This is a genomic window from Sphingomonas sp. FW306-1B-B10E (assembly GCF_058782005.1).
In genome coordinates this window covers 37961-50560 of sequence record NZ_JBYSXG010000006.1, presented here as the reverse complement: position 1 = coordinate 50560, position 12600 = coordinate 37961, and the positions used below count along the sequence as shown (strand labels likewise).

General features: G+C 64.0%; 9 protein-coding genes. 4 read left to right on the top strand and 5 right to left on the bottom strand.

Going from position 1 to position 12600, the window contains the following annotated elements; translation table 11 throughout:
- Positions 1-49: 49 nt before the first annotated feature.
- A complete protein-coding gene (locus AC3WJI_RS03895) occupies positions 50-952 on the top strand; it encodes a LysR family transcriptional regulator (protein WP_492755993.1) in 903 nt (300 codons plus the stop codon).
- Between the two features lie 151 nt (positions 953-1103).
- Here AC3WJI_RS03895 and AC3WJI_RS03890 read toward each other — a convergent pair whose 3' ends face one another.
- Positions 1104-1289, bottom strand: a complete 186-nt coding sequence (locus tag AC3WJI_RS03890) for a hypothetical protein (protein ID WP_492755934.1) — start codon at positions 1287-1289, stop codon at positions 1104-1106.
- Positions 1290-2781: 1492 nt separating this feature from the next.
- On the opposite strand from AC3WJI_RS03890, the gene AC3WJI_RS03885 reads away from it, so the two are divergent.
- Positions 2782-5808: a TonB-dependent receptor plug domain-containing protein gene (locus tag AC3WJI_RS03885; protein ID WP_492755933.1), complete on the top strand. Its 3027-nt coding sequence runs from the start codon at positions 2782-2784 to the stop codon at positions 5806-5808.
- A gap of 641 nt (positions 5809-6449) precedes the next feature.
- Here AC3WJI_RS03885 and AC3WJI_RS03880 read toward each other — a convergent pair.
- Positions 6450-8030: an ABC-F family ATP-binding cassette domain-containing protein gene (locus AC3WJI_RS03880; protein WP_492755932.1), complete on the bottom strand. Its 1581-nt coding sequence runs from the start codon at positions 8028-8030 to the stop codon at positions 6450-6452.
- On the opposite strand from AC3WJI_RS03880, the gene AC3WJI_RS03875 reads away from it, so the two are divergent.
- Complete coding sequence (locus AC3WJI_RS03875; RefSeq protein ID WP_492755931.1) at positions 8014-8175, top strand: hypothetical protein; 162 nt, start codon at positions 8014-8016, stop codon at positions 8173-8175. The two genes, AC3WJI_RS03880 and AC3WJI_RS03875, sit on opposite strands and share 17 nt — an antisense overlap.
- Here the strand turns inward: AC3WJI_RS03875 and AC3WJI_RS03870 are convergent.
- The 3 genes from AC3WJI_RS03870 to AC3WJI_RS03860 all read right to left on the bottom strand — a co-directional run bounded on the left by AC3WJI_RS03870 (position 8172) and on the right by AC3WJI_RS03860 (position 11351).
- Positions 8172-9662 carry an ATP-binding protein gene (locus AC3WJI_RS03870; RefSeq protein WP_492755930.1) on the bottom strand — a complete coding sequence of 497 codons (1491 nt, stop codon included), beginning with the start codon at positions 9660-9662 and terminating at the stop codon, positions 8172-8174. The genes AC3WJI_RS03875 and AC3WJI_RS03870 overlap by 4 nt on opposite strands.
- A 167-nt stretch (positions 9663-9829) precedes the next feature.
- Complete coding sequence (locus AC3WJI_RS03865) at positions 9830-10834, bottom strand: FecR family protein (protein ID WP_492755929.1); 1005 nt, start codon at positions 10832-10834, stop codon at positions 9830-9832.
- Positions 10824-11351, bottom strand: coding sequence for an RNA polymerase sigma factor (locus AC3WJI_RS03860; protein WP_492755928.1), 528 nt, complete (start codon positions 11349-11351; stop codon positions 10824-10826). The genes AC3WJI_RS03865 and AC3WJI_RS03860 overlap by 11 nt, the downstream gene beginning before the upstream one ends.
- 221 nt (positions 11352-11572) lie before the next feature.
- Between AC3WJI_RS03860 and AC3WJI_RS03855 the strand changes: the two genes are divergently transcribed.
- Positions 11573-12598 carry an alpha/beta hydrolase gene (locus tag AC3WJI_RS03855; RefSeq protein WP_492755927.1) on the top strand — a complete coding sequence of 342 codons (1026 nt, stop codon included), beginning with the start codon at positions 11573-11575 and terminating at the stop codon, positions 12596-12598.
- Positions 12599-12600: the final 2 nt, after the last annotated feature.

Genomic DNA, 12600 nt, shown 5'->3' with positions numbered 1-12600 from the left:
CAAATCGGAAAGACTGTTGACTATGTCGTCAACAATAGATTTGACCGAGATGCGGACCTTCGTCGCCGTCGTGGCCGATGGGTCCTTCACCGCCGCCGCGCAGCGCCTCGGCACTGACAAGGCGCGGATCAGCCGCACGGTCTCTCGAATGGAAGAGAAGCTGGGCGCCCAGCTCCTGACACGGTCGACCAGACGGCTCAGCGTGACGGAAGTCGGCCGTGACTATTTCGAGCGCGCATCGGGCATCCTTGCGGCCGCCGATGCGGCGACGGCCGCGGTGGCGCAGCGAACCCAGCGGCCGAGAGGCCGCCTGAAGATCACCGCTGGTGCCGAGTTCGGGAGCACGCGTGTGGACGTATGGATCGCCGAGTTCCTGAAGACCGCGCCCGACGTAGTCGTCGAGGCGGAGTACACGAACCGCATCGTCGACATCATCCACGAAGGCGTCGATGTCGCCATCAGGGTCGGCGAACTCGCAGACTCCGATCTTTCGGCACGCAGGCTGGGCGAGGTGGACTATGGTCTCTACGCTTCGCCGGGCTATCTACGTGGAGCGCATCGTCTGGACGAGGTCGCGGACCTGGCCTGTCACGACCTGATCATGCACACGCCGCGTGGTCGGCCTCGTTGGACGTTGGTGAGCGGTGGGCGAACGGAACGCATCGAGCAGATCCCCCGATGCACGCTGAACAACACGCTCGCGGCGGTCAACATGGCGCTCGCCGGATTGGGGATCGCCCAGCTGCCGCGCTACATGGCTGATCCTTGGCTCGAAAATGGCGCGCTCCAGCGCGTTCTGAGCGACTGGGCGCGAACGCCGGCACCGGTCCACGCGGTGTTCGCGTCGAGCCGCTACATGGATCCGAAGGTGCGCGGCTTCGTCGATCTGGCAGTCGAGAGATTCGCTGGGTCGGACAACAAATGGGTGCTCGTTCGCGCCGCAGAGCGCTAGATGCAGCGAATGCCTTGCCCGATTGGCACCGCAATGGGGGCGGTCTCAAGGAACGGTGCCCACCGTTCATCGTGTTGTTAGCAAACGTCCTCGCCGGGCACGGCAGCTCTTGCCGGCAGCAACCTCGAAGTCGTTGCGTCGATCCTGCCAGTCAGCAATCGCCCGCTAGCGGGCGTTCCTCGTTTTCGCCTTCGAACGGCGGGAGATGGGTCGTGATCTGCCTGTCCGCTTTCTCGCAGACGGGGTCACGCAGACCGTGCAAGAACAGCACCGGCAAGCTTAGTCTGCCGAAGTCGCGCGCCTCGCCGGCGTAAGTCAGATTGGCGTCATCGTTCATGTATCATGACATAGGCCCGGCCATCCGACCGGCTACGACATCGCGCGCCAGTCCGGCCAGCGTGGCACGTCGCGCGAAAGACTGTCAGTGTAGCGGCACCGAACAGCCCGCTCCGCTCGCGGTGTCGTCGCGCTGAAAGCTGGTTCATGCTTCAACGCTCGAGCAATCGCTGCGATCAGGCCATTCTTTTGGAAAGGACCGCGGCGACGCTGAATGACCGAGATTGGGGCGCTAGCTGCCGTCAGGGCAACCATGGCGACCGCGATTATTCAAGTTGCCGCAGGGCGATTCGATCGGCTCTTGGTTCGTGACTTCGCGCATCCATGCGGTTGAGGTTGCCACCGTCGGCGAGCCTGCCGGCTGGTGACGCTGACTGCGGTAACCGTGTAAGTTGTTGGTCCAGTCAGGCGGAACGGCAACGCACCCGCGCGCATGAGAGGGCCTCTTACTTGCCCGGGGCTCTCCCGAGCTCAGAGAATAATTAGGCTCGGTCTCACCTGAGCTCGACGAAAATTGCAGATATCCGCCGTGCCCAAGGCCGTGCTTACAGACGCGGGGGGTTGTGCATGGCTCTCCACGTTATCGGACAGCACCTCCGGCGAGGCGGCCGACGTCACCGAACCACGCCCGCCGTTCCAAGCACGTCTTTACGCAACGCCGCCTCGAAGGCGGATCAATGGGTCGCGTATGATTGTCTTTCATCGTCTCGCGGTCATTGACGGTTGTAAAGGTAAGGTTGTCAATCGTCATAAGTAATTGAAATACAGCAATCTATTAGGTCTTGGTAAGGAGATCCCAACACCACTGTCGAGACAACCTGACCGTGCCCGTAGGGCAACCTTAAGGTTGCCTTCGTGTCGCAGCGGGTGCAATCTGCGCCCAGCTCCAGATGCTACAGCCCTGATCGCGCCTGTCGAAGCCGATTCGCAAATCCGCGCCCCGCTCAACCTGGTGGACGATTGTCGCCGCGTGGTCGCGGCATCCGCTTTCTGAGCGGCGATGTCCAACATTGGGCGGTCAGCTGGCGTCCTGCCAACGATGAGCACTTATCCGCTTTGCGCCTCATAAGCAGTCGCGCGGCGCGCTCGTAGCAGCGCCGGTTAGCCGACATTTCGTTCAGCTTGGCCGTATAGCATCTTGTGTTGCGTCGGACAAGATCTTGCAGCCGCGCGGGTTACGCTTGCTATGCCTCAGTATCCTTGACAGAAACAATTCAGAAAAATAGCGTCGACTTCAGGCGGCGTATAGCGGGCCGACGGCACACTCAATTGTGCGTGACTCATCGACCCTACCGCAACATCGCAGCAACAAACCGTGTTATTTCGGCTACATTTTGTCAGAAACGTTTCGTTACAAACGTCGTCAGCTTTACGGCTGATGCTTGGATCTTCATGACCGCCCCTACCGGCTCGTAGGATCGCCCCGGTGGAAGCGACGGCGAGTTGAAACTTCGGATGTCGAACACCGATACCGGAACAAGTGAGGGATGTTCATGAAGCAAACGCAATCTGCACGTCTGTACGGCACGTCGGCCGTCTCTGCGATGGTGCTCGCCAGTTCGTTTTTTGCCGCTCCAGCTCTTGCCCAGGATGCATCAACCCCTGGCCAGACCCAGATCGAAGCGCAAACTGACGAAGCACAGAGCTCGGGCGAGATCGTCGTGACCGGGACTCTGTTCCGCCGAACGGATACGGAGACCGCTTCGCCAGTTACTGTCGTCACTAGCGAGACCCTGAGCCGCGCGGGTACCACCACCATTGCGGACGCGGTTCGGCAAGTGTCGGCCGACGGTGCGGGCTCAATCTCCACCGGTTTTCAGGCTGGTTTCTCGGCAGGCGGATCGGCAGTCTCACTTCGCGGTCTCGGGGTGTCATCGACGCTGATCCTGATCGACGGATTGCGCTCGGCGAATTTCCCGCTCAACGATGACGGTCACAACGCCTATACAGACCTGAACTCAATCCCCTTCAGCATGGTCGAGCGAGTCGAGGTGCTGAAGGACGGTGCATCGTCGACTTACGGTGCCGAGGCGATCGGCGGCGTCGTCAACGTCATTCTGAAAAAGCAAATTACCGGCGTGTCGGCCACTGTCGAAGGAGGCGTAGCCGAAAAGGGGTATGGGGCGCGCTATCGTGGAAACCTCACGGCCGGTTTTGGCGATTATGAGAAAACTGGCTGGAATTTCTTCGTCAACGCCGAGTATCAGCGTGACGGCCGCATCTCGGGGAGAGATGTTGGCTTCCCCTTCAACACCACAGACCTTAGCTCGATCGGGCTTCTGGACCAGAACGCAGACGATAGCTCGGTCACGGGTACCAGCAACAACGGCACCGTCGATGCGGTAGTTGCGCGTACGACCCAGCTGGACTTGAATAATCCGTTCACCGGCGGGCTCGCGCTCACCCCGAACGGCACCTACGTCAACGCGGCAGGGGACACCGTCCCCTATAGCAACTTCACATTGTTGAGCGCGAATTGCCCCAACGGGACGTTCACCGTGACCGGTGGCGCGGCCCGTGGGACCGCGTGCAGCCACAACACCACAAACGAATATAGCCAGGTCCAGCCTCTCCAGGAGCGTTTCTCGTTCTCCGGGCGCCTCAGCATCCGCTTGACCGACAATATCGAAGCCTATGTGCTCGGCAGCTACTCGCACAGCCAGGTCAACATCAACGGGACGCCGTCCTCCATTCGGCAGCGTCAGCCCTACGGCGCCTCGCCGACGGTCGCGTCCAACAATCCCGGCGTCGTGCTGCCTTATTACGTGTGCGCGGCGGGCGTGAACTGTATCACGGCGGCGGACCGTCGCCTGAACCCCAACAACCCCTATGCTACGGTGAATGGCGTGGATGCGGCTACGGCGGCAGCCAACGCTGCTCGCATCTATTACCGGTTCGGTGACATCGCAGCCGGTTCAGAGCGTGGCAACGAAGTGATCCGGGGCGCGATTGGCCTCAACGGCTCGATTGACGACTCCTGGAACTGGCGGGTGGAAGCTGTCGGCGCGCGCGACAATCTGGAGTATAACTCTTTTGGGGTGATCAACATCGCCGGGCTCCAGCAGGCGATCAATACGGGCACCTACAATTTCATCAATCCAAGCTTGAACTCGGATGCCGTGCGCCAGACGATTGCGCCCGACATTCAAGCGCTTTCCCATACGTCGCTTGCGTCACTGGACGCGTCGATCTCGCATGCTTTCTTCCAACTGCCGGGCGGCCCGCTCCAGGTGGCGGTAGGCGGACAGATCCGCCGTGAGACATTGGAAAACAACAGCCTGAACCCGACCCTGTCCAACTACGCCAACACGGCGGCGGCCTTTGGCTCGCACACGGTCTCGGCTGCCTATTTCGAAGTGAGCGCCCCGATCCTGACGCAGCTGGAGATCAGCGCATCCGGGCGATACGACCACTATTCGGAAGGTTTCAGCCACTTCTCCCCGAAGATCGGTGCCAAGTTCACACCGATCAAGCAATTGGCGGTTCGAGGAACCTATTCCGAAGGGTTCCGCGCGCCCACGTTCGCGGAGAGCAACCCGCGCTCTAGCTTCCCCGGCTTTGTGACGTTCACGCCGCCGGCCAGCTTCCAGAACGCCCATGGCGGTCTCGTGAGCGCCGGAAACACCAATCCCTATGCGCAGGCATATAGCGTTGGGGGCGGCTTCTCGGGCAACCCCAACCTGAAGCCAGAGACGTCGCGTAGTTTCACTGGCGGTCTGGTGTTCGAACCAACTCGCGCGCTCAGCTTCACCGTCGACTATTATAACATCAAGAAGAGCGATGTGATCGTTGCGGGCCCGGATCTCGGTGCCGCTCGCGCAGCGTACTTCGCAGGCCAGCCGCTGCCTGAGGGTTATACCGTCGGTGCCGTGGATGCGATCGACCCACTCTACCCGACGGCTCTTCCGCGCGTGTTGATCATCAACGCGCCCTACGTAAACGCAGGGTACTTCAAGACGGAAGGCCTGGATTTCTCGGCCAACGCGAACTTCGAGATCACCGATGGTGTCCGCTTCATCAGCCGGGTGGACGTCAACAAGATCCTCAAGTTCAACGTAGACTTCGGAGATGGCGTGGCCCGCAAATATGTTGGCACGCTTGGGCCTTACGAACTTTCGTCGGGGGCGGGCACGCCGGAATGGCGCGGCAATTGGCAGAACACGCTTGAGATCGGCGACTTTTCACTCTCCGCTACCACTTACTACGTGTCTCGTATCAAGTCGGTAGCCGCCGACGAGGTTGACCCTGACGCGAGCGGCAACATCGATCTCTCGTGTGACCAGAACCTGTATGGGACCGGTGACGACGCGTGCTACATCAAGCGGTTCATCTATGCCGATCTGAATATGGCTTATCATGTGAATGACAACTTCACGTTCTTCGCGAACGTGGGCAACTTCACGAATGAACGCGCACCCATCGCTCCCGCGTCCTACTCCGGGATCAACTACCTACCGACGTGGCATTATGCCGGCGTGGTCGGGCGCACCTTCCGGGCGGGAGCTTCTTTCCGGTTCTGAATGAACTTTGGTGCCGGCGCGGTTCCGAGTGGTTCCGCGCCCGCTTCAACTTCCACGTTGCCCGAGGAAGCTGCTAATATCTTCGCTGAAGCCTAAACGGTTTAAACACTGTTTAGGTGAGTCACAATAGTAGATGAGCTCTTTCCAATGGGGATTGATAACCTAAAATAGGTCCGCGAATACCTCGCTGGTTTCCCGTTCGCCGTCCTATCACTCGGCCGCACGCCACAACTGAGGGTGCGGCCGCTTTTTTTTCCATTGCACGCCTCTGGATTCCAGTAGCGTCTGTCAGCGCTGACTGGCCAGACTTCAGCTCCGATCACGCGGCGTTCCTGTAGGGGTTTACGAATGCTGCGCCGGCGGATCCACGGTTCATCCCCACACCTGCAGTCAGAGAAGGTGGCGGCGGCGACGGTGTGTCGCGGACCTGGTTCACGCCGGCGCGGAAGTAGAGTTGTGGGAGCGCTGGAGGCGAGGGCAGCGCAGCGCGGACGACCGCTTCGTCGGCAGCTGAATTCAAAGCAGTCAGTCTGCTACCGGCCCATTAACCGCCAGTCCGCCTCCGGCCCGAGAGCCGTCATTCGCAGACCTTCTCGCCCTTTGAAGCGAGGCGATACGCAGTGGCCAGAAGTGAGCGCGGCTCACCCGAAATCGAGGCGGTACTCCCGCTGAACGCCTATGGCGGCCAGGAAAGGCTGATCGTGGCTTACGAGCAGCAAGGCGCCGTCAAACCCCAGCAGCGCCTGCTCCAGCACCTCTAGCGATGCGATGTCGAGATGATTGGTCGGCTCGTCGAGGATCAGCAGCCACGGCGGGATTTCGCCTGACAAGGTTGCGGCCAATCCGGCGCGCAATCGCTCCCCGCCGGAAAGCGTCCCAACCATGCGCTCGGCATCGCGATTGCGAAATGCGAAGCGGGCGCAGGTGGCGCGTACCGCCTCTTCATTCAGGGCGGGATGAAGACGGCGCAGATTTTCTAGAATCGTCGCAGCGGGATCGAGCAGGGCGACATGCTGGTCGAGCGCGACGATGCGATCCGCCACGCGCTTGACCGTTCCGCTCTCCGGAGACAATCGACCGGCGGCAGCCTCGATCAGCGTCGTCTTGCCTGCCCCATTCGGCCCCGCAAGCGAAACCCGTTCGGGTCCGCGGATCGACAGCGTCCAAGGCCCGAGCCGACGCTCGCCGACGCGCACCGTTACGTCACGAAGCGCAAGCACTTCCGCGTCGAAGGCCATCTGGCTCGGTGGCAGCGTGATGGTAAGCGGGGTGATCACCTCGACCTTTCCGCGCGCTTCCCGCAGCCGGTCCGTCGCCTCGTCTAGTTTGCGGGCGGCGATATGGCGCGATTGTCCGCCGCTATTCTCCGCCCGCTCGGCCTGCGCGCCGAGCAGGATGCGCGGCTCCGACCCTTTCGCCGCGAATGCGCGCCCGGCCTTGTCGCGGCGCTCCTTGGCCTCGCGCTGGGCCTGCAGCGTTCGTGTCGTGGCGCGCAGCGCTGCCTCGCTGCGCTCGTGCTCGCTCACCGCCTGCGCGCGCTCGGCCTCGCGCTGCGCCGCGAAAGCGGACCAGCCGCCGCCGACGATACGCACTCCGAGCGGTGTCAGTTCAACGATCCGATCCATGGCTTCGAGCAGCGCCCGGTCATGGCTCGCCACCAGGACGCCGCCGCGCCAGCCGAGGATCATCGCCTGAATCGCCGCCCGGCCGGCGGCGTCGAGATTGTTGGTCGGTTCGTCGAGCAGCAGCATGTCGGGTCGTGCGAGCTCGAGCCGTGCGATGCCGATGCGCGTTCGCTCGCCGCCGGACAGGCTGCCCATGCGGCGATCGGTGGAGATGCCGGCCAAGCCTACGCCTCGCAGCGCCTCCTCGATACGGGTCGCCATTTCCCAATCGACGCTGTCGAAATCCTCCGGCGAGCCGTCGCCCGCCAATATCCGCTCGGTCCGCGAAAGGTGCCCGGCGACGCCCAGCGCCTCGCCGACCGAAATCGCGTCCGGCCAGTGTTGCGCCAAGGTCCCGGTCGAGCCGGAACGGGTGACGCTGCCGGCGCGGGGAAGTTGCTCGCCGGCGGCGATCCTCAGCAGCGTCGACTTGCCCGATCCGTTGCGGCCGACAAGGCCGACTCGTTCCCTGCCGATCGACAGCGTGAGGTCGCGAAACAGCGCGACTCCGTCAGGCGTGGCGGCGGAGACAGTGAATAGTGTGACGAAGCTGGTCATGGGCACCGGAACGAGCATGGAGGAAAAGATGGATCGCGTGGTCGTGCCGATGATTCACTGCTTCGCTCCTTATTCGGCCTCGATACAGGTCCGGCCGGCGGAGTCCAATCGAGCCGGCGGCGCGCTGCCGAAGCCGGCGGGCTAACTCGCCTGTCCGCCCTTGAAGCGCGACGCGGCCATCAGGACGATGCCGGAGGCTGCGGCGGCATGCGCCAAGCATTCCCGGACGGAATGCTTTTCCTCCGCGAAGGCGCGCATCGTTTCGGACATCCGATAGGTTGCCGTGCCGTCCGACAAACCGGAGACGATCAGCGACCCGGCGACCAGCGCGTCGACTGCGCGCGCGACGCTCTCGGGGCCGATCTCGCCATCCGCCACGGCCTCCATCGCTGCGTCAATGGAGAAGGGGCCGGTGAATACCGAGAGCCGCTCCAGCACGATCTGTTCGCGAGCGGGGAGTCGGTCGTAGCTCCAGTCGAGCAGTGCCTCGAGCGATTGGTGGCGAGGTTGCGCAGTACGCAGCCCCGACCACCAAAGACTGGATCGCGCGCCAATCTGAGCGGCAATAGCGGCAAGGCCGTGTGTAGACAGCCGCGCCGCGGCGAGCTCGATCGGCAATGCGATCCCGTCGAGGCGTCGGCAAATCGCGGCAATCAGCTGCGCCTCGTCATCGTCGACCACCAGTGCCGCGTCCGCCGAAGCTGCGCGCTCGTGGAAGAGCTGGACGGCAGGAAATGCGAGCAACGCCTCGCGCGGCATGCCCTTGACCTCTTTAGGATAGCCGAGCGGCGTCAGCCGAAGCACTTGCTCCATGCGGACGCGCAGCGGCTCGCGCGACGTGGCCAGCACGCGCGCCCCGGATGCCCCGCCCGTGATGCGCTCGACAAGGACGGCGACAGGCTCGGCAAGATGCTCACAATTGTCGAGGATGAGCAGAAAGGGCTGGTCGCGGATATGCGCGACTATCGCCGCAAGCGGATCGCCGGGTCCCGCGATGCCCATCGCCGCCGCAATCTTCGATGCCACTGCCGCCGGAGTATCGATGGAAGCCAGATCGGCGAAGGCGAGACGGTGTCGGAGCGCGGGCTGCAACCGATGACCCACCTCCACCGCCACCGCCGTCTTGCCCACGCCTGCCGCGCCGGCAACCGTGAGGAGCCGCGATTGCAGCACATGTTCGGTGATATATCCGACCTCGTGGTCGCGGCCGATCAACCGGGCGAGGCGGGGTGGGAGATCGCAATCCTGCGCCGCTTCGGGCATGCAGTTCTCGCCCGGGCTCGGCGCCGGGGCACCCTCACATTCGATCGGGGCGACAAAGGCGTATCCGACGCCGACCTGGGTCGTGATGAAACGATTGCCATCCACACCATCGCCCAACAGCTTGCGCAGCCCAGCCATGTGGAAACGCAGGCTGCCGTCCTCCACGACCACATCCGGCCAGACCCGCTTGAGCAAGTCGCGTTTGGAAAGGATGCGCCCAGGCTGCTCGGTCAACGCTACGAGGAGGTCGAAAGCGCGACCCCCGATGTCGACCGGCATGCCAGCACGCGTGAGAAGCCGTTCGCTCCGCGACAGGCAGAACGGTCCGAAGCATCGGCGTTCGGCGTCGAGCCGCTTCACTTGGGACATGACGATGCCGCCATCGCGAGGAGGTTGCGCAGTCGCGGCGCGATCGAGCGCCGTTCTGCGGCTGCGGCGCGGTCGCCAGGAAAAACCAGCGGTGCGGTCATGGGTCGCCTTTCCGAAAATCACGCCAAAGACGCGGCCGGATCCGAAACCCGCATCGTGCCGAGCAATTATTTTCGCATGAGCGCAATCTCGCCCGAGCCACGCACCACGCGAAGGCCGTGCAGCTCGGCGACCGTGCTTGCGAAGCGCTCGGGCTCGCCCGCGTGGAACTGACCCGAAATGCGCAACGCAGCGACGCGAGGATCGCCGACGACGATGCGGGTCCCGGCATAGCGATTGATTTCCGCGACTGCCGTGCCGAGCGGGACATCCGCGAAATCGACCAACCCGCGACTCCACGCCGGGTTCTCGATCGCCGCCATCGTTTCCACCGAAGCCGAGCCGGCGCGTTCTACAAAGCGTTGGCCGGGCAGCAAGGTCACGGTCTCCGCATGCGTCTGGGTCGGTTCCACCGCCACCTTGCCGCGCAGCAGCATCACTTTCAGCGCGTCTCCGCCCATATCGATCGCGAAGCGCGTGCCGAGCGCCACGACGCGGCGCGTCGACGCCGTCACCGCGAAAGGCCGTTTGGGATCGTGATTGACCTCGAACAACGCCCTGCCGCGGAGCAGGCGGATCGATCGGGCGTCGGCCATGAAGCGGGCTTCGGCGACGCTCCCGGCATCGAGGACCATCGTGCTGCCGTCCGCCAGCACGACGGTGCGCAGCTGCGATTGCGCGGCGTACCGGGTCCAGGCGACTTGCTGCGCCTCCTGTCCGCCACGGCTGGGAAGAACTGCGGCGGCCCACCATGAGCCCATCGCGACGAACAGCAGCAGCGCCGCGACCGCGGCGATTTGCGACCACCCGTGCCACGGCCGGTGCCGTGGTGCCAGCGCGTGCGTGCGCATCGCCGCCAGAATCTCGTCGTCGTCCGAACCGTCGAAAGCCGCCCAGCCGCGCTCGACCGAGGCGAAGGCACTGGCATTTGCCGGATCGGCGTCCAGCCATGCGGCGAGGAGCGCCTGGTCGTATGTCGAGTGCGCCTCGGCGCGGCGTACCGCGAGCAGCGCGGCGGCCTCGTCCGACGGCATCGCGCATAGCCGTTCGAGGGTCAGTACCTCACGCACCATCGCGCTTCTCCATCTCCGCGCTCAGATGCCGCACCGCGCGGACCATGTGCTTTTCCACCGCACTGACCGAAATGCCCAGACGGTGCGCGATCTCCTGGTGCCGATGGCCTTCGAGCCGGCGGAGCACGAAGACCGTGCGTGTCCGCTCCGGCAGCGAGAGCAGGGCCGCGGTCGCGGCGTCGAGGTCCTGCTTGCCGCTGAGCACGCGTTCGGGATCCAGATCGTCGTCGCCGTGACGGTCGGCGTCGAGCGCGACGTGCAGATCGCTGCGCCGCACGCCGCGGCGGCGCGCGCGGTCCGCCAGCACGCTCGCCGCGGTGCGCAAGACATAGCCCCCGAGACTGCGGATCGCCTCGCCGCCGTCGCGTGCGACCATCCGGGCGAAGACGTCCTGCACCAGATCCTCGACATCGTCGTCATCGCGGACGCGGCGGCGGAAATACCCGGTCAACCAGCGCCGCACCGAAACGGCTTCTTGCGCCAAAGTGGCGTGCTCGGATTGGTCCTCCCTGGCCATGCCGTCGCATTGTCTCACATCCGCCTTAGGGTAGCCAACAGCGCGAAAGGCGGTCGAGCATCGCATGGTGACGAGGACATGCCGGACATTGACCGACACCGCCAGTTAGCTGCTGTTAGTCGCCGCGGTCTGCTCGCGCCAACTCATGGCGATTAACAGGCGGTCCGGATCGCGCGAGTCTATCCTGTTTGGTGTTTCTCCACCGCAGAAAGGCGTCAGGCATGTCAAAGCCCGCTTCCGAATTGTCGAACCCGGATCGTCGCGGCTTCCTTCACGGAGCCGCTCTCGTTGCGACCTTGGCGAGTGGCGCCGCGCCCGTTGCCGCTGCCCGGCCGGCACCGCCCGCCTTCGGCCCGATCAAGCAGATCCCCGCCGGCCCCCTCGACATCGGCTATGTCGAAATGGGTCCGGCCGCCGGGCCCGCGGTCCTGCTCTTCCATGGCTGGCCGTACGACATCCATGCCTTCGCAGAAGTCGCGCCCTTGCTCGCGGCGCGCGGCTACCGAGTGATCGTGCCGCATCTGCGCGGCTATGGCACCACGGTCTTCCGCTCGCAAGCAACGCCGCGCAACGCGCAGCAGGCAGCACTGGCGGCCGACGGGCTGGCGCTGATGGACGCGCTCGGTATCCGACAGGCGATCGTCGCCGGCTTTGACTGGGGCGCCCGCACCGCGGACATCATGGCGGTGCTGTGGCCCGAGCGTTGCAAGGCCCTGGTATCGGTCAGCGGGTATCTGATCGGCAGCCAGGCGGGCAACGCAAAGCCGTTGCCACCCCAGGCCGAGTTGCAATGGTGGTATCAATTCTATTTCGCCACCGAGCGCGGGCGGGCCGGCTATGCGGCGAACACCAACGCGTTCAACCGGCTGATCTGGCAGCTGGCTTCGCCCAAATGGGCGTTCGATGCCGCCACCTATGACCGCTCCGCCCAGTCGTTCGTCAACCCGGATCATGTCGCGGTCGTCATCCACAATTATCGCTGGCGGCTCGGCCTTGCCGAAGGCGAGAAGCAGTATGACGCGATCGAGGCGAAGCTGGCCGCGGCGCCGCCGGTGACGGTCCCGGCGATCACGATGGAAGGCGATGCCAATGGCGCGCCGCACCCCGATCCGGCGCAGTATCGCGGCAAATTCACCGGGCCGTACGAGCATCGGACGATCACTGGCGGGGTCGGTCATAATTTGCCGCAGGAGGCACCCGCCGCCTTTGCCAAGGCGGTGCTCGACGTCGCCAGAATCGCCGGCTGAGG

Bases quoted from the DNA above. Each gene is read 5' to 3' on its own strand.
- AC3WJI_RS03865 (WP_492755929.1), bottom strand. From the start codon at position 10,834: ATGGTGCGTGAGGTACTGACCCTCGAACGGCTATGCGCGATGCCGTCG.
- AC3WJI_RS03880 (WP_492755932.1), bottom strand. From the start codon at position 8,030: ATGACCAGCTTCGTCACACTATTCACTGTCTCCGCCGCCACGCCTGAC.
- AC3WJI_RS03895 (WP_492755993.1), top strand. From the start codon at position 50: ATGCGGACCTTCGTCGCCGTCGTGGCCGATGGGTCCTTCACCGCCGCC.
- AC3WJI_RS03885 (WP_492755933.1), top strand. From the start codon at position 2,782: ATGAAGCAAACGCAATCTGCACGTCTGTACGGCACGTCGGCCGTCTCT.
- AC3WJI_RS03870 (WP_492755930.1), bottom strand. From the start codon at position 9,662: ATGTCCCAAGTGAAGCGGCTCGACGCCGAACGCCGATGCTTCGGACCG.
- AC3WJI_RS03855 (WP_492755927.1), top strand. From the start codon at position 11,573: ATGTCAAAGCCCGCTTCCGAATTGTCGAACCCGGATCGTCGCGGCTTC.
- AC3WJI_RS03860 (WP_492755928.1), bottom strand. From the start codon at position 11,351: ATGGCCAGGGAGGACCAATCCGAGCACGCCACTTTGGCGCAAGAAGCC.
- AC3WJI_RS03890 (WP_492755934.1), bottom strand. From the start codon at position 1,289: ATGAACGATGACGCCAATCTGACTTACGCCGGCGAGGCGCGCGACTTC.